Origin of the sequence: Paenibacillus pasadenensis (assembly GCF_002864175.1) — a bacterium.
GTDB classification, from domain to species: domain Bacteria; phylum Bacillota; class Bacilli; order Paenibacillales; family Paenibacillaceae; genus Paenibacillus_O; species Paenibacillus_O pasadenensis.
Genome location: NZ_NFEZ01000004.1, coordinates 1,299,266 through 1,317,315, shown reverse-complemented (window position 1 = coordinate 1,317,315; position 18,050 = coordinate 1,299,266). Strand labels below are relative to the sequence as shown.

Below are 18,050 nucleotides of genomic sequence, written 5' to 3'. Positions count from 1 at the left end.
CCGCCTAGCCCTCCACGGGCGCCAGCGGACGCGCCTCGATGCGGAACAGCCCCATCGCTCTGAGGATCGCCTTCTCGACCGCCGCCTCGCTCTCGCCGCGCAAGCGGTAGCGGCCGCTGATATGGTAGTAGGAGCCTTTGCCGTCGAGAATCTCGCCCGGCTGCGGCGTCCACTCGTCATAGATTTCCGGCACGACGCCGAGCAGCGAGGAGACCGAGACGACCTCAGCCGGCGTGCCGGGAGGCTCGGGGAACTGGATCAGCCCGCCGTGCACGCCCTCCTGGGGAGCCTGCAGCGGCTCGAACGTGCCGAGCTCGATGCGGATCCACTCCTCGCACAGGTTGACGCCGTACAGATCGACGGTCAGGAACGGCGTCTCCGCCCCGCCCATGCGCGCGCCGATCTCCAGGAACACCGCCTCGCGGCCGTCCCGGTCGATCACCTCCAGATGGAAGCAGCCGTCCGTCAGCTCGAGCGAGCGCAGCGTCTCCTCCGTGAAGCGCTGCAGACGGTCCCGCAGCTCCTGCCGGTCGGTGACGATGAACGAGCCGTTCGGCCGTCCCTCGGCGAAGCCGAGGCAGCCCCCGACATACTGGGACGGCGCATAGAACGCCAGCTCGCCGTCTTTGACCAATCCGTCGATATGGAAGATCGGGCCGGCGACGAACTCCTCCACCTGGCAGTCTCCGGCCATGCCTGCCTCATGCACGGCGCGCAGCGCCTCGCGCAGCTGCCGCTCGTCCTCGGCGCGCCTCACGCCCTGGCTCGCCGCGCCGCGGCGCGGCTTGACGATGAGCGGATACCCGGTCTCGCGGGCGAATGCGAGCGCCGCTTCCTCGTCCGCTCCGTCGAGGAAGCGCGGCACGCGGATGCCGTCCCGCCGCAGCCGCTCCTTCATGACGATCTTGTCCCGATACAGGGAGATGCGGTCCAGTCCGACGCCGGGAATGGCGAGCTCGGAGCGCAGCCGCGCCGCATGGCTCAGATCGAACTCCGACAGCGCGATCAGCAGGTCGAAGCCGCCCAGGCGCGCGGACGCGTCCGACAATGCGGCCCGCAGCGGCTCGTAGGCTTCCAGCTCGGCCAGCTCATGCACTTCCGCCGCCAGCGGCTCCACGGCGGCGATGTCCTTGCGCCCCCGCGCGTTGACGAAGTAGGCGACCTGGTCGCGGGAGTGGTCGATGACGCGGGAGTAGTCGACGAAGCCGCCGAGCACGACGTCGCCGAAGCGATGGATGACGGCGATTTTCCGGGATGGGGTCATAATGGTCCTCCTTGTGCCCTCTTGGGGGATGTTCTGCTCGATCGGTCAAACGGAAAGCCGCCTCCGCTTCAGGCAGAGGCGCCTTGGGCGGCGGGTCCGGCGGCAGGCCGGGCGGCGCTGAAAAAGCCGCGCCGGATGCGGCGGATGAGCAGCGACTGCAGGATGCCGCAGGCGACGAACAGCGCGCCGAGCGCCGAGAACAGCACGGCTCCGTCCGTCGCGGCGTAGAGCAGGCCGCCCAGCGCGGGGCCGAGCGCCAGCGGGACATGCATGTGCAGGCCGAAAATCGCGAAGTACCAGCCGCGCTCCTGCTCCGGCGCGAGCTCGGCGACCGTGTTTTGCAGATGCGGCCCGATCAGCATCTCCGCCACGGAGAAGACGAGCTCGACGACGAACAGCAGCAGCAGCACGGTCGAGAACGCGTAGCCGACCGACACGGCGGCGAACATGCCGTAGGAGACGGCCGCCGCGAGCGAGGCGGACAGGCGCTTCGTGCGGGCGATGATCCATAGCTGCAGCGCGATGACGAGGATGCCGTTGAACGTCATCAGCGAGGCGAGCACGTCCTCGGGACGGGCGAACGACTCGCCGAAGTGGAACGGCAGGATCGAGATGACGAGCGCGAAGATGAGGCCGATCGGCATCGCCAGCGACGTCAGGCCAAGCAGCGCGCGGCGGCGCGCGGCGGCATCCGGCGCAGCGGCATCCGGCGCGGCCGGCCGGCTCGCTTCGGCGGCAGCGCCGCCGGCAGTTCCCGGCTCCTCGGCATCCGCTCCCCGGGCGCCGGCAGGCCGCCGGGGCGTGCCCGGCCGCGTCTCCGGCACTTTGGACAGCACGAGAAAAAGATACGCGAGCAGCAGGAGCGCGCCGGCCGCGAACACGACGTTCTCCCCGGCGCGCAGCAGCAGGAGGCCGGCCGCCGGGCCGAAGGCGGCGCCGACGTTGGAGGCGGTGTGCAGCAGCGCGAACACCTCCCGCTGCCGCTCCGACGGAACGACATCGGCGACCATCGCGTTGGCCGCCGGGTTGAACAGCGCCGAGCCGACGCCCATGACGGCGGTGATGGCCGCGAACGCCCACACCTGCTCGGCGAACGCGTACGCGCCCATGCACGCCGCCTGCAGCAGCAGCGCGCCGAGCATGACCGGGCGGCGGCCGAGCCGGTCGCTCACTCCGCCGGCGAGGAAGCTCGTCGCCATCGAGGCGAACGGCTGGAGGCCGATGACGAGCATCGCGAGCAGCAGCGAGCCGCCCGACTGCTCGTACAGGTAGAGCGCCAGGAACGGACGGATCAGAAACGTCGTCGTCGCCGTGACGGCGTTGCCGCAGATGCGGATCCAGAGCGCCGCGTCATAGCGCCGGATCAAGCCGCCGGCGCGGGCGAGAGGCGAGCCGAAACGTCCGCTCATCCGGCCGTCCGGACGCCGGCACGCTCCAGCCGGGCGGCGGCGGCGGCGAGCGCGGCTTCCGTTTCGGCGCGCGAGATGCCGGGCACCTGGCAGCCGAGCAGCCAGACGGAGCGCGTCTGCGCCGTCACCTTTTGCGCCTCGCCGTCGCGGTAGCAGAAGCGCGAGAGCACCTTCTCCTCGTCGGCCAGCACGAGCACGCCGGCGGGAAGCTCGGCCGCCTCCGGCTCGCCGAGCCCTTGGAACGGCTCGCCGCCTTGCGTGAAGTCGAGCCGCAGGCTGCCGGCGACGGCGGCGGAGTCGAACGCGCCGAGCGGAATCCGATGCTCGAGGGCGGCGAGGTTGACCGCGTCGACGGCCGGATGGATCAGCGGCAGCCGCGCCAGCTCGTCCTGGATGAAGAACCGCTGCAGCAGGTTCTGCACCGACGGCGGCGTTTTTTTCGGATCGAGCCCGATGCGGCGATAAAATTCGCTGTACGCGCGGATGCGCGGGTCGTCCGCGACCTCCGCCTTGCTGCGGCCGCGCCAGCGTTCATGAATCTCGTACCAGGCGGCGGTGTCGGGCGGCGCGGAGGCCGCCCTTTCGTCCAGGCCGAGCTCCCGCCCGTACACCTCGACCTCGCCCAGCTCGCGCCGGACCGCTTGCGCGATATGGATGGCTGTGAACATGAGGATCTCCCCCTTTGCGGTAGATGCGTGAAGTCAGACGATCGCGAGCTCGCGCCCGCTGCCGTCCGGTCCCGGCATGGCGTCGCCGATCCTCACGATGGAGGCGGCGTCGTAGCCGGCAAAGGCGTTGCGCGTATCGAGCACGGGCACGCCGGAGCGGACGATCTCGCCGAGATCGAACGCCGAATGCGCGGTCAGCAGCAGGATGCAGTCGTAGGAGGCGAGACGATGCGGATCGAGCTCCGCCGCCTGCTCCGGCCGATGCCCCTTCTCCGTGCGCACGCCGGCGCAGTGCGGATCATGGACGGCGAGGCGCGCTCCTTTTTCATGCAGCAGATCGTAGATCTCCAGGCTCGGCGATTCGCGCCAGTCGCCGACATCCGGCTTGTAGGCCATGCCGAGCAGCAGGATGCGGGAGTTCTTGACGCTCTTGCCCGAGCGGTTCAGCAGATCGGCGGTCTTCTGCACGACGTAGCGCGGCATGTTGCGGTTGAGGTCCTGCGACAGCTCGATGAACCGGCTGAAGAAATTCTCGCCCTTGGCCTTCCACGACAGGTACATCGGATCGAGCGGGATGCAGTGGCCGCCGATGCCCGGGCCGGGGTAGAACGGCATGAAGCCGAACGGCTTGGTCGCCGCCGCCTGGATGACCTCCCAGACGTTGACCTCGATGCGGTCGCACAGCTGGGCGATTTCGTTGATGAACGCGATGTTGACGCTGCGGAACGTATTCTCCAGCAGCTTGGACATCTCGGCCGCGCGCGTCGAGCTGACCGGCACGACGCGCTCGACGATCGTCTCGTACAGCTTGACGCCGAGCTCCAGGCAGCGCGGCGTGCTGCCGCCGACCACCTTGGGCGTATTGCGGATGCGGAAGGTCTTGTTGCCGGGATCGACCCGCTCGGGCGAGTAGCACAGGAAAAAGTCCCGTCCCGCCTGCCGCCCGTCCGGCGCGAGCGCCGCGGCGACAAGCTCGTCCGTCGTGCCGGGATACGTCGTGCTCTCCAGCACGACGAGCGCTCCCGGCTTCAGATAGGCGCCGAGCTGCTCGACCGCCGAGGCGATGCAGCTCAGATCGGGCTCCTGATTGCGCGTCAGCGGCGTCGGCACGCAGATGCAGACCGCGTCGAGGCCGGCGATCGCGGCAAAATCCGTCGTCGCCTCGAAGCGGGCCAGCGCCGCGGCCGTCATTTTTTCCTGAACGTCGGGAATGTAGCACTCTCCCCTCCTCAGGCGGGCGACCTTGTCCTCCGACAGGTCGATGCCCGTCACCGCGAAGCCCGCCCCGGCGAACTCAAGCGCCAGCGGCAGTCCGACATATCCCATGCCGACGACTCCGATCCGCGCCTGCCGGCTCTCCAGCTTCGAAAGCAGCTCCATATGGGGTTCTCCTCCTTCAATCGCCGATCTCTTCTCCCGGCTCGAATCGTATCGCCTGCTCGACCTCCAGCAAGACATCGCCGGACGCCAGCAGCTCGTCGGCCGCGATCAGGATGTTGTAGTGGTTCGGAAAATGGCAATCGTCGAAGCCGAGCACCTCGCCGAGCAGCCGTCCGCCCGCGACGAGGCGGTCGCCGCGCTGAATGACGCCGCCGGCCTCGAATTCGGCAAAGCCGAGGAAGCCGACGCGGTCGATCGCGTCGCCGGCCGCGGCCGAAGCCTGCGTCGTCGTGACCAGCTCATGGATGTCGCCCTGCCGGATGCAGCGGGCGCGCTCCTCCATCAGCCGCATGCCGCGGTCCATGCGCTTGTGATGCAGCAGCTTCACCATGCGGCCGCGCACGATCCGCTTGTCGGCGAGCCTCACGAGCGGACCGTCTCCGCCAAGTACGTGTCGCGCACGAGCCGCACCGCGTCCAGCCCGTCCTCGCCGTGGCAGCCGCCCGCCTCAATCTTGGCGTCGAAGTCGCGCAGAATCTCCGCGTATTCGTGGTACAGCGACGACTTGAACGCCTCGAAGCCCGCCAGCATGTCGACGTTCAGCTCCGTGCCGTCCTTCAGCCGGATGAGCACTTCCTTCTTCTCGCCGTGCGGGTACGCCCAGTCCAGATGCACCGACACCGGCACGCCCGTCTCCGACACGAGCTCCACGCGCGCCTCCGTGTCGGCCTGGCCGGTCCAGGAAATATCCGCCGAGACGACATCCAGCCGGCCGAGGAAAAAGGCGAGCGTGTCGTACACGTTCGGGCCGTTGTCGGCGATGCAGCCGCCGCCGCAGCGCGCCGGATCGAGGTACCAGCGGTCCTCCCCGGCATGCTCCTCGATCTTTTCCAGGTAGCGCGCCTCGACCGAGGCGATCTCGTCGCGCGTGGAGATGCGCTCCAGCGCCTGCTGGAAATGCACGTTGTAGCGGCGGTGAAACGCGGTGAACAACGTCTTGCCCGTGCTGCGCGACCAGGCGGCGAGCTCCCCGGCCTCCTGCAGCGTCAGCGCCATCGGCTTCTCGCAGCATACATGCTTGCCCGCCAGCATCGCCTCGCGGCAGATTTCGTAATGCTTGTCGTTCGGGACGTTCACGATGACCGCGTCGAGATTTTGCTGGCGCAGCAGCTCGCGGTAATCCCGATAGGCATGCAGGCCTTCTTCCTGAAAGGCCGCGATGCGCTCGAGGTTGAGGTCGCAGACAGCCGCCAGCTGCGGCAGTCCGGCCTCATTCCGCATCGCATGCACATAAAATTTCGAGATGACGCCCATTCCGATCAAACCGACTTTCCTTGCCATTGCCGATCGCCTCCTTCTTCTGCCGAGCCGTTAGATTCGTAATCGCCGTCCGCCGGCCATGCAGGCCGCGCTCCGACCGTCAGCCGCGCTCTGCCGCCGCCGGCTCGCGCGGCGGGACCAGTCCGAGCCGCTCGGCCAGCCCGTCCAGCTGCCGCGCGAGCGCAGCGTCCAGCTCCACCTGCTCCCGGCTCGCCCGAGCCGCCTCCAGAAAGCCCGGATAGACGACCCGGCCGCCCTCGCGCGCCGGCGGACAGGCGAGCAAGGCGCCGAGCATGCCGCCCATCTCGCGCTCGAAGCCTCCGTCCGGGCGGAAGCGCGCCGGGTCGATCGCCAGGAAGAAATGTCCGACATTCGCGTCCTCCGCGCCGGCTTCCCGGCCTTCGGGCGAGAGCAGCCGCTCATGCGGCCCCATCTCCGCCCCGGACAGCGCCCCGCAGAGGATGTCGACCATAAGAGCGAGGCCGAAGCCTTTGGCGCCGCCGGTCGCCAGGTCGCCGCCGAGCAGCTGCAGATGGCCGCGCCCTTCCTCGTAGGCGGCCGGGTCGGTCACCGGCCGGCCCTCGTCGTCGACCAGCCAGCCCTCCGGGATCGGCTCGCCCCGGCGCAGCGCCGCCTTGATCTTGCCGGTGGCGACGACCGTCGTGCTCATGTCGAGCTGGAACGGCGGATGCCCTTCTCCCGGCGCGCCCATGGCGATCGGGTTCGTGCCGAGCATCGCCGCCGAGCCGCCCGGAGGGCGGGCGATCGCCTGCGAGCCGAGGTTCGTCATGGCGATGCCGATCATGCCCCGGCGCACCGCCTGCTGCGTGTAGTAGCCCGCGCTGCCGAAATGCGACGAGCGCCGCACCGCGACGCAGCCGATGCCCGTCTCGGCCGCCTTGGCGATCGCGAGCTCCATCGCCCGGGCTCCGGCGGCCAGGCCGAGCCCGCCGCGGGCGTCCAGCGCCGCGATCGAGGCCGTCTCCGCCGTCAGCTCGAACTCCGCCTGGGGGTCGATGCGGCCGTCCAGCAGCCGCGCGACGTAGATGCGCTCGAGATTGGCGACGCCATGCGTGTCGAAGCCGTTCTCGTCGGCGTAGCAGAGCACCTCTGCGGCTGTCCGGGCCGTCGCCTCGGGCGCTCCGCAGGCCCGGAACGCCTCCTCCGCGAACCGCCGCAGCTCCTGCGCCGGCACGATTTTGACGCTTGTCATGCGCTTCCCGTCCTCTCCAGCTGCCGCTTTCTGCGCGCCGTGCGGGCGAAAGCGAGCAGCAGCTCCTTGATCTGTCCGGCGTACCGCTCCAGCTCCGCGAGCTCCATGCTCTCGCGGGCCGTATGCGCGCCGTTCCCCTCCAGGCTGCCCGGTCCGTATACGACCGTGTAGCAGCCTTTGGCCATCATCCACATCGCGTCGCAGGTGAAGGCGCGTTCCGGCCGGTCGTCCGGATTGCGCTCCCAGCCGAGGCCGCTCAGCAGCCGCTCCCATGCAGGATGGCGGTTGTCCAGCACCGGCAGGCCGCTCTTCACCCAGCTCAGCCGGCAGAGCCGCGTAGCTTCGCGGGCCGTGCGGCGCGCCTCCGGCACGTCCGCCCATTCGTCCGCGAAGCGCAGCAGCGCGTCGCGCGCGCACCGCTCCGTCAGCAGGCGCAGCTTTTCACCGGCAAAGGCCGACGGATAAGCGATGTTGAGCAGCAGCGTGCCGGTGCCGTACACCTTGTTGTGCATCCCGCCCGTATGGAGGCCGGCCAGGCACACCTTGCCGCCGAGCTCGCGCGCCGGCTCCGCCAGGCCGCGCAGCAGCGCCGCGCCGACCTGCCCGAGCAGCAGCGTCGCGTTGTGCCCCGCTTGCGGAGCGTCGTCGGTCGCGTCCTCTCCGAACATCTCGACCCGCGCCGTCATCGACGTCGTCGAACGGTCGAACCACACGCCGCCCGAAGGCTCGGCGAACACGTTCAGCGCGCCGACATGCCCGAGCTCGGCCAGCTCCCGCGTGCCGCAGACGCCCATCGCGCCGCCCTCTTCGCCGCAGACGCTCTGCACGAGCACCGAGCAGCGCTCCGCCAGCTCCGGGTCCTCCGCCAGCGCCGCCTCGATGCCGGCGAGCAGCGCGACGCCGGCGCCCTTCATGTCGGCGCTGCCCCGGCCGTAGAAGCGGACGCCGTCGAAGCCGATCTCCTGCCCGCCGTCCGCGACGGTATCCATATGGAAGTTGAACGCGATCGTCTCCTCCCGGGGCCGCTCCCGGCCGATGCGCAGCAGCAGGTTCGGCTGGGCGGCGAGGAACGCCTGCTCGCCCATCCGCTCCGCCTGCCGCAGCACGCTCAGCGGCACGCCGTCCCGCCGCAGCGCCTCGGGCGGAGCCGGAGCGAGCAGCAGCTGCGCCGCTCCGGTCCGCCGCGCCGCGAACGCGGCGTACGCCTGCTGCGCCTCCGGCAGCCGTCCGGGAGCGTCCGACTCGAGCGGCGACACGGTGTCGAGCCGCAGCAGCGCCAGCAGCAGCTCGGCATGTTCGTCCGTGAACAGCCTCGCCGCGCTCACGCCGGCTCCTCCCCGGCGGCCGCCGCTTCGGAGCGGGCGTCCGCCCGGACCGCGGCGAGCAGCCGCTCCAGCTCGCGGCCGTACGCCGCGTACGCCTCCAGCTGGCCCGCGCCGCCGCCGCGCTCGCCCAGATGCGGCACGACATGCAGATGCGGCTCGATCGCGAGCAGTCCCGTATAGCCGGCGTCCAGCAGTAGGCCGAGGCATTCGGCTACGCCGGCGTCGCCGCGTCCGGGCAGCGTGTACATCGCCTTGCCGTTCTCGAGCCGGCCGTCCTTCACATGCACATGCTCGACATAGGGCAGCGCCCGGCGCAGGTAGTCCGGCGCCGAGTAGCGGTAGGCGATGCCGTTGCCGGTATCCATCAGCAGGCGCAGCGACGGGCGGCCCACCGCCTCGACGAGCCGCAGCGCCCGCTCGGGGTCGCAGCCGGCCCATCCGGCGCAGTTCTCATGCAGCAGCGTGACGCCGCAGCGGCCGGCCTGCTCGGCGAGCCGGTCCATCCGCTCCAGCACGCTTTTTTCCCAGTCGGACTCGCTCAGCCCGTCGTTCGGCCAGGACATGACCCTCAGGCCCCATCCGCCCAGCCGCAGCAGCCGCTCGGCGCAGCGCTCCAGCTCCTCCAGCTCCCGCTCGTACGGAGTGGAGATCGTCCGCTCCCAGTTGCCGATGCGCGAGTCGGCGATCGAGGCCTTCAGCCCCGCGCCCGACAGCAGCCTCCGGGCCTTGCCGGTCAGCGCGTCGTCCCAGTCGGCGAACGCGGCTCCGTCCGCCGAGCGCAGCTCCAGCTCCGTCCAGCCGAGCTCCGCATGGACCCGCGCCTGCTCCTCCAGCGAGGACGACGCCTCGTCGCCGATGCCCGACAGGGCGATGCCGCCGCGCTCAAGCATGCTGCGGCTCCTGGGCCAGGAACGAGACGACCGACCGGATGACGGCATCGACGTCGCCGTCCGGCATCTCGGGATAGAGCGGCAGCGCCAGCGAGCGGCTCGCGAACCGCTCGGCGCCGGGATAGTCTCCCGGACGGGCGCCGAGATCCGCGAACGCCGGCTGCAGCGGCAGCGCCGCCGGATAGTACACCTGCGTCTCCACGCCCGCCTGCTCCAGCTCCGCGCGCAGCTCGTCGCGCCGCTCGGCCTGCACGACATAGGTGTAGTACATGCGGCTTTCGTGATCGTCCACCGTCACGAGAAGCCTCGGGTCCAGCCCTGCGAACGCCTCGTGATAGCGGGCCGCAAGCTCGCGGCGGCGCTCCAGCAGCTGCCCGATGCGGCCGAGCTTGTGCAGCAGATAGCCGGCCAGCACCTCGTCCATCCGGCTGTTGTAGCCGAGCCGATGATGGAGGAAGCGGGTGACGCCGTCCTGCCCGTGGTTGCGCAGCATGCGGCAGCCGCGGGCGAGCTCCTCGTCGTCGGTCACGATGACCGCGCCGTCGCCGATGCCGCCGAGCGGCTTGGCCGGGAAAAAGGAGTACAGCCCCGCGTCGCCGTGGCGTCCGGCCGGAATGCCGCGCTGGGAGGCGCCGAGCGCGACCGCGCTGTCCTCCAGCACGAGCAGCCCGCGTTCTCGGGCGACGGCGCGGATCGCCTCCATGTCGGCCATGACGGAGAACAGATGCGTCGGGATGACGATCCGGCTCTGCGGCGTGACGCGCCGCTCGAGATCGGCCGGATCCATCATGCCGGTGCGCGGATCGGCGTCGACGAACACCGGATTCGCCCCGAGCAGCCGGATCGCGCTCGCCGTGGAGATGAACGAGAACGCCGGCGTCAGCACGTCGACGCCCGGACCCGCGCCCATCGTCCGCAGCAGCAGCACGAGCGCCGACGTGCCGTTCGCCGCCGCGACCGCGTGGGCCGCGCCGGTATAGGCGCAGATCGCCTCCTCCAGCCGCCGCACGTCTTCCTTGAGGATGAACTGGTCGGTCGTCCCCGAGCGGTACACCAGCTCCTTGATGAGGTCCTTGTCCGGCGCGAACCGCGCGCTGTAGTTGAAGAACGGCACGTTCATCGTGCAGCCACCTCCGCGTAGAATTCCTGGACGGCCCGGCAGACGAGCCTCGCCTCCTCGTCGGTCAGATCGGGATACATCGGCAGGCCGACGGCGCGTCCGGCAGCCCGCTCCGCATGCGGGAGCTGCCCCGGGCGTCCGCCCAGCTCCGCGAACGCCGGCTGCAGATGCAGCGGCAGCGGATAATACACCTCCGTGCCGATGCCCCTCGCCGTCAGATGCTCCACGAGCCCGTCGCGGTCGTCCGCTTCGATCAGATACACATAGTAGACGGCGTTCGCCGCTTCCGAGCCGGCCTGGATGACCGGCGTCGACACCTGCGGCACGGCCGCCAGCTCGCGGTCGTACAGCGCGGCCAGATGGGCGCGGCGGGCGATGTTCGCCGCCAGCGACTCCAGGCGCACGGCGATGACCGCCGCCTGCACGTCGTCCATGCGGCTGTTCCAGCCGATCTCGTGGTGGATGTACGGCTGCCCGGCCTCCTGTCCGTGGCTGCGCAGCCGGCGGGCGCGGGCCGCCAGTCCCGCGTCGTCCGTCAGGATCATGCCGGCGTCGCCGATCGCGCCCAGCGTCTTCGTCGGGAAGAACGACAGCACGCCGCCGCGTCCGTGCAGCCCGGCATGCACGCCGCCGCTGAACATGCCGATCCCTTCGGCGCTGTCCTCCAGCACCTGCAGTCCGTGGCGCCGCGCGATGTCGAGGATCGCCGGCATGTCCGCCATCTGCGTGAACAGATGGACCGGCATGATCGCCCGCGTGCGCTCGGTGATCCTGGCCTCGATCCCGGCCGGGTCGATCGCGTAGGTGGCCGGATCGATGTCGCAGAACACCGGGGTCGCGCCGGCGTGAGCGACGCAGGATGCCGTCGCGAAGAAGGAGTAGCCCGGGACGATCACCTCGTCGCCGGGGCCGATGCCGGCCGCCTGCAGCAGCAGGATGAGCGCGTCGGTCGCGTTGCCGACGGCAATCGCGTGGCGAGCTCCCGTATAGCGCTCCAGCGCCTGCTCGAGCCGCGCGACCTCCGGTCCGTTCGTGAACTGGCCCCCGTCGATGACCCGGTCCAGCCGCTCCGACAGCCGGGGCCACGCTTCCTCGAAGGAGCGCGCTCCCGTATAAAAGGCAATGCTCATGATCGATGCCCCTCTCTGGCGTCTTGGCCTCTTTTTCGTTGCTCAGCCGCCGGCGGCTGCCGGACGGGCCGGCCGCTCGCGGGCGGGAATCGCCTTGGCGTCTTCCAGAACCTTCATGACCGCGCGGTTGAAAGCGGCGCCGCTGAGCGGACTCGATCCGATGCCGGCGTAATAGAGATAGAACTCCTCCAGCACGGCCGTCAGCGGATCGTCCTCCAGCCATAGCTGCTCGACGATCCGTCCGTCCCGGCTCCTCACCTCGAGCCAGGAATAGCTGTCGTCGCCGCTGGCCGGGAAGTAGCCGGTCACGGCCGCGTCGTCGAATTCCAGCTCGAGCCTGCGCTCCCGCACCGGGCTCATGAGATCCGAGCGGATGCGGGAAACGGCGCCTGCGGCATGCTGCAGCGTCAGCTCGGCCCGTCCGAGCAGCGGCAGCCGCCGCTCGCCGACGACCATGTCCTCGGCCGCCGCGCCTGTCACCTGCGCCGCCTCGCCGCCGAGCGCGAGCGCCAGCGCGGCCAGATGCGGCAGCTCGACGTCGAACGCGCTGTCGTGGCCCGGCTGCCGCAGGCTGCGGGACAGGCGGGCCTTGTTCTGGCAGGCGTCGATGCTCCGCAGCCTTCCGAGGCGGCCGCTGTCCATCCGCTGGCGGATCGTCTTGTAGAGCGCGCTGGACAGCCAGTTCGCCACGACGAGCAGATCGAGGCCGCAGCGCCGCTGCAGCGACAGGATCGCATCCGCCTCCTCCAGCGTGCCGGCCAGCGGCTTTTCGACGATCAACCGACGGTAGCCGTGCCGCGCCGCCTGCTCCGCCGCCTCGGCATGCTGGCCCGGCGGCGTGCACACATGCACGACCGTCCGCTCCGGCGGGTAGTCGCGCGCCGCCTCCGGCCAGCCCGCCAGCAGCGCCGCGTCCGGCGGAGCCGCCTCCTCCCCCGTCAGCCCCGGATCGAGCACGCCGACCGGGCCTTGCAGGCGCCCCCGCAGCGACGGCAGTGCCGCCGCCTTGCGCAGGCAGGGCAGATGCAGCTCGCGGCCCGCGCGGCCGAAGCCGACGAGCAGCGACCGCAGCGGCTCAGACATGCTGGGCCTTGCCGGTCGCCTGCTTGAGCTCGCCGATGAATCGGCCGACCTCGGCCTCGACCTGATCCGCCGGCGTGCGGCGGATCAGGTTGACGAGCGCGCTGCCGACGATCGCCCCATCGGCGTAGCGGCTGACCTCCTCCACATGGCCGGCATGGGAGATGCCGAAGCCGACCGCGAGCGGCAGCTCCGTCCGGCGGCGGACCTCGTCCAGGAAGCGCTCCAGCTCCTCCGGCATCCGCTCCCGCTCGCCGGTCACCCCGGCGACCGAGATGCAGTAGAGGAAGCCGCTGCCCTGCTCGACCACCGCCTGCGCCCGCTCCGGCGTCGTCGTCGGCGCGATGAAGAAGATCAGGTCCCGCCCTTGCGGACGGAACACGTCGACCCAAGGCGCGGCCATCGTCGACGGCAGATCGGGGATGATGAAGCCGTCCACGCCGGCCAGCGCCGCGTCATGGGCCAGCTTCTCCAGGCCGTAGGCGAGAAAGGAATTCGCATAGCCCATCAGCGCGACCGGCAGCTTCAGCCCCTCGCGCCGCATTCCGGCGACCGTCTCCAGGCAGTCGCGCAGCCGGGTGCCGCCAAGCACCGCCTGCAGGCTCGCCTCCTGGATGACCGGCCCGTCGGCGAGCGGATCGGCATAAGGCACGCCGAGCTCGATCATGTCCGCGCCCGCATCCGCGATCGCGCGGATCAGTCCCGGCGTGCTTCCCGGCTCGGGGTAGCCGCATGGCAGATAAGGGATGAGCGCCTTCTCGCCGCGCTCCTTCAGCCTGCTGAACATCGTTTCGATCCGGCTCATGCCCTCGCTCCTTCCAGCTCCAGCTTGTCCAGCGCCTCGATGGCCTGGCTCAGATCCTTGTCTCCGCGCCCCGACAGGTTGACCAGCACGATCTGTCCCGGCTCCATCGACGGCGCCAGCTTCAGCGCGTGCGCCACCGCATGGGCCGACTCCAGCGCCGGCAGGATGCCCTCCGTCCGGCACAGGCAGCGGAACGCCTCCAGCGCCTCGCGGTCGGTCGCCGACGTGTACTCCACGCGGCCGCTGTCCTTGAGGTAGCTGTGCTGCGGGCCAGCGCCCGGATAATCGAGGCCCGGCGCGATGCTGTGCGTCTCGCGGATGCCGCCGTGCTCGTCCTGCAGCATGTAGGTCAGGCTGCCCTGGATGATGCCGAGCGTGCCCTGCACGAGCGGAGCCGCGTGCTTGCCCGACTCCAGCCCCTCGCCGGCCGCCTGCACGCCGATCAGGCGCACCGCGGGGTCGCTCAGGAAGCCGCTGAAGATGCCGATCGCGTTGCTGCCGCCGCCGACGCAGGCGACGACCGCGTCCGGCAGCCGGCCCTCCGCCTGCAGCAGCTGCTCGCGGGCTTCGCGGCCGATGACGGACTGGAAGTCGCGCACGATCTCGGGAAACGGCTGCGGTCCGACCGCCGAGCCGAGCAGGTAATGCGTCGTGTCGACGTTCGCGATCCAGTCGCGGATCGCTTCGCTGATCGCGTCCTTGAGCGTCTGCTGTCCGAGCGTGACGAGCCTCAGGTCGGCTCCGAGCAGCTTCATGCGCTGCACGTTCGGTGCCTGGCGGGCCGCATCGACCGCGCCCATGTAGACGACGCATTCGAGGCCCAGCTTGCAGCAGGCGGTCGCGACCGCGACGCCGTGCTGGCCCGCTCCGGTCTCCGCGACGATGCGCTTCTTGCCCATGCGCTTTGCCAGCAGCGCCTGCGCCAGCGCGTTGTTGATCTTGTGCGCGCCGGTATGGGTCAAGTCCTCCCGCTTGAGGTACACGCGCGCTCCGCCCCGCTCTCCGCTCAGCCGCTCCAGCGGCGTGATCGGCGTCGGCCGGCCGACGAACTCCCGCAGCAGCCGGTCGATCTGCGCAAGGAACGTCCCGTCCTCGCGGACGGCCGCATACTCCCGCTTCAGCTCCTCCAGATTGCGAATCAGCGTCTCCGCGACGAATGCCCCGCCGAACGGGCCGTAGAACTCGTTCATCCCGCCACTCCTTCCTTTCCTGCCGCAGCCTCTTCGGCCGCTCCGCCTTCCGCCTCTCGTCCGACGAAGCGGCGCACCGCCTCGCCCGGATCGGCGGCGCTCAGAATCGCCTCGCCGACGAGCATCGCGTCGAACCCGTCGCTTTGCGCCTGCAACGCATCAGAGCGAGAATGCATGCCGCTCTCGCTTACGGTGACGATGTCCTCCCCGAGCAGCGCCCGGATTTGGCCCGCCCGCCGGATGTCCACCTCGAACGTCTGCAGGTCGCGGTTGTTGATGCCGACGATTTTCGCTCCGGCGCCAAGCGCCCGCTCCGCGTCGGCCGGCGTGAAGCATTCCGCGATGACGCCCATGCCCAGCTCTCCCGCCAGCGCGAGCAGCTCGGCCAGCTGCCGGTCGTCCGGCACCGAGCGCACGATGACGAGCGCCGCGTCCGCGCCGACCGCGCGGGCCTCGAGGATCTGGTACTCGTCCACGATGAAGTCCTTGTACATCACCGGCAGCGACAGCCCGCCGAGATTGGCCACCTGCTCCACGACCGACGCTCCGTTGCCGAAAAACGCCTCGTCCGCCAGCACCGAGATCGCGCTGGCTCCGCCCGCCTCATACGCCCTCGCCAGCTGCTCCGGCTCGAACTTCGCGCGGAATTCCCCCTTCGACGGCGACTTGCGCTTGATCTCGGCGATCAGCGAGATGCCCGGCGCCTTCAGCGCCCCTCGGAAATCCCGCGGCGCTCTCGCCGCAGCCAGCTTGTCCCGCAGCCGCGCGGCGCTCGCCTCTCTTTTTTTGCGCTCCAGCTCTACACGCTTGTGGGCTACGATTTCGTCCAGCATGAACATGCCTAGCCTTCAGCTCCTTCCCGATAGGCGGATGTCCGCCGATTTCGGCCGATTGCGCGCGCGTTTGGGCGCGGCTCTTGCCTGCTGATGTAAAAGGATGGGGAAACTGCGTCCATCATAGTCAAAACGGCCGCATCGTCATATGCCCTAAATTGGGTATTGTAGGAGCCGATTGCCCGCGCTTCCAGGCGGGGCAAGAGCCTATCGCTTCAAAAACCGGATGAAGAACTCCCCTTTATGGTTCACGCCGGTCTTTGCATATATTTTTTTGATGAACGTCCGCACCGTCTGCTCGGCAATGCCGAGCCGCTCCGCGATCTCCTCCACGGTCAGCCCCTCCAGCCAGTCGCCGGCGACCTGCATTTCGCGGAAGGTCAGCCGATGCTCCTCCAGCCGCTTTTGGACCGTGTCCGGATCGGACGCCGCACGCTCCGTCCGCCCCTCTACGGAGCGCGCCAGCTGCTGCAGCAGCGGCACGCGGAACGCAAGCTCGCCGCTCGGCGGGCTGCCGAGCGCCACGTATCCGCTGGTCCGAGCCTCCCGCCGCAGCGGCGAGCAGATCCAGGACAACGCCCCGAAGGCCCGCTTGTCATGCTCCAGCCCTTCGACGACGGACAGCCGGCCGGTCGCCATAGCCAGCGCTACCGCATTGCGGCCCGCCTGCTCCCGCGCCAGGCTGGCCCCGGCGCGCAGTCCGGCCTCCCCCAGCCGGGACGTCAGCCGGCTTTCGCCTTGGATATGGCGCACGACGCCCGCTTCATCCGCATAGAGGAACAGATGCGGCTTGACGAGCGTCAGCTTCTCGATCTCTCCGGCCAGCTTCCGGATTGCCTCCGCATGCTTGGCATGCGGGCCCAAATCCGTCTTTTCCTTCTGTTCTCCGGGCCTCTCCCGTTCCTGCTTGTCCGCCGGGTTCCTGTCGAAGTCGTCGACGGTGCACCAGGGCTTGAGCGGCTTGCGTATCGCGCGTATTCCTGCTTCCCTTCTCCTCATCGCTGCCTCCTCTGTCGGTGTCAGATCTTCCCCGTGCTGCAGAGTTCCCCCTTTTTCGCATCGGATTAAATGAATCCTAGCAAGTTGGCGATGAAAAAACTGTCGAATCCCATAAATTTTAATTTAATTGACTTAAATTGGTTCAAATGATGCGAAAAAACCCTGGGCGCCGAAGCGTCCAGGGTCAAGGGATCGAAGGTATTCATTAGGTCTCCAGAACGACAACAGCCGAAGCGAGCTGCCGCTCATGCGTGATGCTGACATGCAGCGCCGCCGAAGGGCCGAGCCCGAGGGCGGCCGCGGAGCGGGCGGAGAGCCGGCAGACCGGCTTGCCCGACGGCGCGCGCAGGATCGAGACGTCGCGGAAGCCGGCGCTCGCTCCGATGCCGCAGCCGAGCGCCTTGACGGCCGCTTCCTTGGCGGCGAAGCGGCCGGCGGCGAACTCCGCCAGCCTGCGCCCCGCAAGGCCGGCGGCAAGCTCCAGCTCCTCGTCGGTCAGAATGCGGCGGAGGAATTTCGCTCCGGCCTCGCCTGCGAGCATCCGCTCCACGCGGCCGATGTCGCATAGATCATGGCCGATGCCGGCGATCATCGGACGTGCCTCAGATGCCCGGGATCGGGGCGCGCTTGTGCATCGTCTTGACGTACTGCTTCTCCAGCAGCTCGCGCGCGGCATCCGGAATCTCGCGGCCTTCCAGATAGGCGCTGTTGTCGTCGTACTTGATGCCGAGCTCGCCCTCGTCGGTCTGGCCTTCCCAGAGGCCGGCCGTCGGAGCCTTGTCCTGGACGCTCCGCGGCACGCCGAGCGCGGCGGCCAGCTGGCGCACCTGATGCTTGTTGAGCGTGCTGAGCGGAGTGATGTCGACCGCTCCGTCGCCCCATTTGGTGTAGAAGCCGGTGACCGCCTCGGACGCGTGGTCCGTGCCGACGACGAGCAGATTGAGCTCGCCGGCCAGCGCATACTGGGTCACCATGCGCGTGCGCGCCTTGATGTTGCCCTTGACGCCCCGGTTCACATGGCGGGACAAGCCGATCGACTTGAGGGCGTGCTCGACCTCGAGCGCGATCTCGTCCACCGCCTCGGCGATGTTCGTCTCGACGCGGTGCTTGAGCTCGAACGCCTCGGCGACCTCGTAGCTGTGCGCGATGTCCGACTGCTCGCCGTAAGGCTGGAATACGCCAAGCGTCATGTACTCGCGGCCCTTCTCCTGCGTCAGCTCGTCCGTCGCGCGCTTGCACAGGCCGGCGGCCACGGCGCTGTCGATGCCGCCGCTGATCGCGATCAGCAGGCCCGAAGCGCCGGCGCCGACGACATACTCCTTGAGGAAGTCCACCCTGCGGCGGATTTCCTGCTCCGGATCGATGCTCGGCTTGACGCCGAGCGCGGCTATGATTTCCTGCTGCATGCTCATGGCTTTGTTCCT

General features: G+C 69.5%; 18 protein-coding genes. All 18 read right to left on the bottom strand.

All coding sequences use genetic code 11. The annotated features are described in order from the left end of the window. Positions 1 to 4 precede the first annotated feature (4 nt). The 18 genes from B8V81_RS15320 to nadE all read right to left on the bottom strand — a co-directional run bounded on the left by B8V81_RS15320 (position 5) and on the right by nadE (position 18,038). Entirely contained in the window at positions 5 to 1,264 is a 1,260-nt protein-coding gene (locus tag B8V81_RS15320; RefSeq protein ID WP_101808669.1) for an ATP-grasp domain-containing protein, read from the bottom strand. A gap of 68 nt (positions 1,265 to 1,332) precedes the next feature. Then, positions 1,333 to 2,673, bottom strand: a complete 1,341-nt coding sequence (locus tag B8V81_RS15315; RefSeq protein ID WP_101808668.1) for an MFS transporter — start codon at positions 2,671 to 2,673, stop codon at positions 1,333 to 1,335. After that, positions 2,670 to 3,341 (bottom strand): B3/B4 domain-containing protein, encoded by a 672-nt coding sequence (locus B8V81_RS15310; RefSeq protein WP_101808667.1) that lies wholly within the window; start codon positions 3,339 to 3,341, stop codon positions 2,670 to 2,672. The genes B8V81_RS15315 and B8V81_RS15310 overlap by 4 nt, the downstream gene beginning before the upstream one ends. A 33-nt stretch (positions 3,342 to 3,374) precedes the next feature. Further along, on the bottom strand, positions 3,375 to 4,721 hold the full coding sequence (locus B8V81_RS15305; RefSeq protein WP_101808666.1) for a nucleotide sugar dehydrogenase: 1,347 nt from the start codon (positions 4,719 to 4,721) through the stop codon (positions 3,375 to 3,377). Positions 4,722 to 4,737: 16 nt separating this feature from the next. After that, entirely contained in the window at positions 4,738 to 5,148 is a 411-nt protein-coding gene (locus B8V81_RS15300; protein WP_028597889.1) for a DUF6917 domain-containing protein, read from the bottom strand. Beyond that, positions 5,145 to 6,062: a Gfo/Idh/MocA family protein gene (locus B8V81_RS15295; protein WP_028597888.1), complete on the bottom strand. Its 918-nt coding sequence runs from the start codon at positions 6,060 to 6,062 to the stop codon at positions 5,145 to 5,147. The genes B8V81_RS15300 and B8V81_RS15295 overlap by 4 nt, the downstream gene beginning before the upstream one ends. A 79-nt stretch (positions 6,063 to 6,141) precedes the next feature. After that, positions 6,142 to 7,254 (bottom strand): Ldh family oxidoreductase, encoded by a 1,113-nt coding sequence (locus B8V81_RS15290; protein ID WP_101808665.1) that lies wholly within the window; start codon positions 7,252 to 7,254, stop codon positions 6,142 to 6,144. After that, the gene (locus tag B8V81_RS15285) at positions 7,251 to 8,579 is read right to left on the bottom strand and encodes a M20/M25/M40 family metallo-hydrolase (protein WP_219623324.1); all 1,329 of its coding nucleotides are present in this window, start codon (positions 8,577 to 8,579) and stop codon (positions 7,251 to 7,253) included. Before B8V81_RS15285 ends, B8V81_RS15290 begins: the two co-directional genes overlap by 4 nt. After that, positions 8,576 to 9,469, bottom strand: coding sequence for a sugar phosphate isomerase/epimerase family protein (locus B8V81_RS25540; RefSeq protein ID WP_219623323.1), 894 nt, complete (start codon positions 9,467 to 9,469; stop codon positions 8,576 to 8,578). Before B8V81_RS25540 ends, B8V81_RS15285 begins: the two co-directional genes overlap by 4 nt. Beyond that, on the bottom strand, positions 9,462 to 10,589 hold the full coding sequence (locus tag B8V81_RS15275) for a DegT/DnrJ/EryC1/StrS family aminotransferase (protein ID WP_028597886.1): 1,128 nt from the start codon (positions 10,587 to 10,589) through the stop codon (positions 9,462 to 9,464). The genes B8V81_RS25540 and B8V81_RS15275 overlap by 8 nt, the downstream gene beginning before the upstream one ends. Continuing rightward, positions 10,586 to 11,719 (bottom strand): DegT/DnrJ/EryC1/StrS family aminotransferase, encoded by a 1,134-nt coding sequence (locus B8V81_RS15270; protein WP_043111006.1) that lies wholly within the window; start codon positions 11,717 to 11,719, stop codon positions 10,586 to 10,588. Before B8V81_RS15270 ends, B8V81_RS15275 begins: the two co-directional genes overlap by 4 nt. 42 nt (positions 11,720 to 11,761) lie before the next feature. Then, positions 11,762 to 12,802, bottom strand: coding sequence for a Gfo/Idh/MocA family oxidoreductase (locus B8V81_RS15265; RefSeq protein WP_043111005.1), 1,041 nt, complete (start codon positions 12,800 to 12,802; stop codon positions 11,762 to 11,764). Beyond that, positions 12,795 to 13,604: a tryptophan synthase subunit alpha gene (gene trpA / locus B8V81_RS15260; RefSeq protein WP_101808662.1), complete on the bottom strand. Its 810-nt coding sequence runs from the start codon at positions 13,602 to 13,604 to the stop codon at positions 12,795 to 12,797. The genes B8V81_RS15265 and trpA overlap by 8 nt, the downstream gene beginning before the upstream one ends. Next, positions 13,601 to 14,794, bottom strand: coding sequence for a tryptophan synthase subunit beta (trpB, locus tag B8V81_RS15255; RefSeq protein ID WP_028597883.1), 1,194 nt, complete (start codon positions 14,792 to 14,794; stop codon positions 13,601 to 13,603). Before trpB ends, trpA begins: the two co-directional genes overlap by 4 nt. Further along, a complete protein-coding gene (gene trpC / locus B8V81_RS15250; protein WP_084136741.1) occupies positions 14,791 to 15,633 on the bottom strand; it encodes an indole-3-glycerol phosphate synthase TrpC in 843 nt (280 codons plus the stop codon). Before trpC ends, trpB begins: the two co-directional genes overlap by 4 nt. A 201-nt stretch (positions 15,634 to 15,834) precedes the next feature. After that, positions 15,835 to 16,626, bottom strand: a complete 792-nt coding sequence (locus B8V81_RS15245; protein WP_101808661.1) for a helix-turn-helix transcriptional regulator — start codon at positions 16,624 to 16,626, stop codon at positions 15,835 to 15,837. 205 nt (positions 16,627 to 16,831) lie between these two features. Next, a complete protein-coding gene (acpS, locus tag B8V81_RS15240; RefSeq protein ID WP_028597881.1) occupies positions 16,832 to 17,218 on the bottom strand; it encodes a holo-ACP synthase in 387 nt (128 codons plus the stop codon). A gap of 10 nt (positions 17,219 to 17,228) precedes the next feature. After that, entirely contained in the window at positions 17,229 to 18,038 is an 810-nt protein-coding gene (gene nadE / locus B8V81_RS15235) for an ammonia-dependent NAD(+) synthetase (protein WP_028597880.1), read from the bottom strand. Positions 18,039 to 18,050: the final 12 nt, after the last annotated feature.

Coding starts and splice junctions, on each gene's coding strand:
- B8V81_RS15245 (WP_101808661.1), bottom strand. CDS start 16,626: ATGAGGAGAAGGGAAGCAGGAATACGCGCGATACGCAAGCCGCTCAAG.
- B8V81_RS15315 (WP_101808668.1), bottom strand. CDS start 2,673: ATGAGCGGACGTTTCGGCTCGCCTCTCGCCCGCGCCGGCGGCTTGATC.
- trpB (WP_028597883.1), bottom strand. CDS start 14,794: ATGAACGAGTTCTACGGCCCGTTCGGCGGGGCATTCGTCGCGGAGACG.
- trpA (WP_101808662.1), bottom strand. CDS start 13,604: ATGAGCCGGATCGAAACGATGTTCAGCAGGCTGAAGGAGCGCGGCGAG.
- B8V81_RS15310 (WP_101808667.1), bottom strand. CDS start 3,341: ATGTTCACAGCCATCCATATCGCGCAAGCGGTCCGGCGCGAGCTGGGC.
- B8V81_RS15265 (WP_043111005.1), bottom strand. CDS start 12,802: ATGTCTGAGCCGCTGCGGTCGCTGCTCGTCGGCTTCGGCCGCGCGGGC.
- B8V81_RS15275 (WP_028597886.1), bottom strand. CDS start 10,589: ATGAACGTGCCGTTCTTCAACTACAGCGCGCGGTTCGCGCCGGACAAG.
- nadE (WP_028597880.1), bottom strand. CDS start 18,038: ATGAGCATGCAGCAGGAAATCATAGCCGCGCTCGGCGTCAAGCCGAGC.
- B8V81_RS15305 (WP_101808666.1), bottom strand. CDS start 4,721: ATGGAGCTGCTTTCGAAGCTGGAGAGCCGGCAGGCGCGGATCGGAGTC.
- B8V81_RS25540 (WP_219623323.1), bottom strand. CDS start 9,469: ATGCTTGAGCGCGGCGGCATCGCCCTGTCGGGCATCGGCGACGAGGCG.
- trpC (WP_084136741.1), bottom strand. CDS start 15,633: ATGTTCATGCTGGACGAAATCGTAGCCCACAAGCGTGTAGAGCTGGAG.
- acpS (WP_028597881.1), bottom strand. CDS start 17,218: ATGATCGCCGGCATCGGCCATGATCTATGCGACATCGGCCGCGTGGAG.
- B8V81_RS15290 (WP_101808665.1), bottom strand. CDS start 7,254: ATGACAAGCGTCAAAATCGTGCCGGCGCAGGAGCTGCGGCGGTTCGCG.
- B8V81_RS15320 (WP_101808669.1), bottom strand. CDS start 1,264: ATGACCCCATCCCGGAAAATCGCCGTCATCCATCGCTTCGGCGACGTC.
- B8V81_RS15295 (WP_028597888.1), bottom strand. CDS start 6,062: ATGGCAAGGAAAGTCGGTTTGATCGGAATGGGCGTCATCTCGAAATTT.
- B8V81_RS15270 (WP_043111006.1), bottom strand. CDS start 11,719: ATGAGCATTGCCTTTTATACGGGAGCGCGCTCCTTCGAGGAAGCGTGG.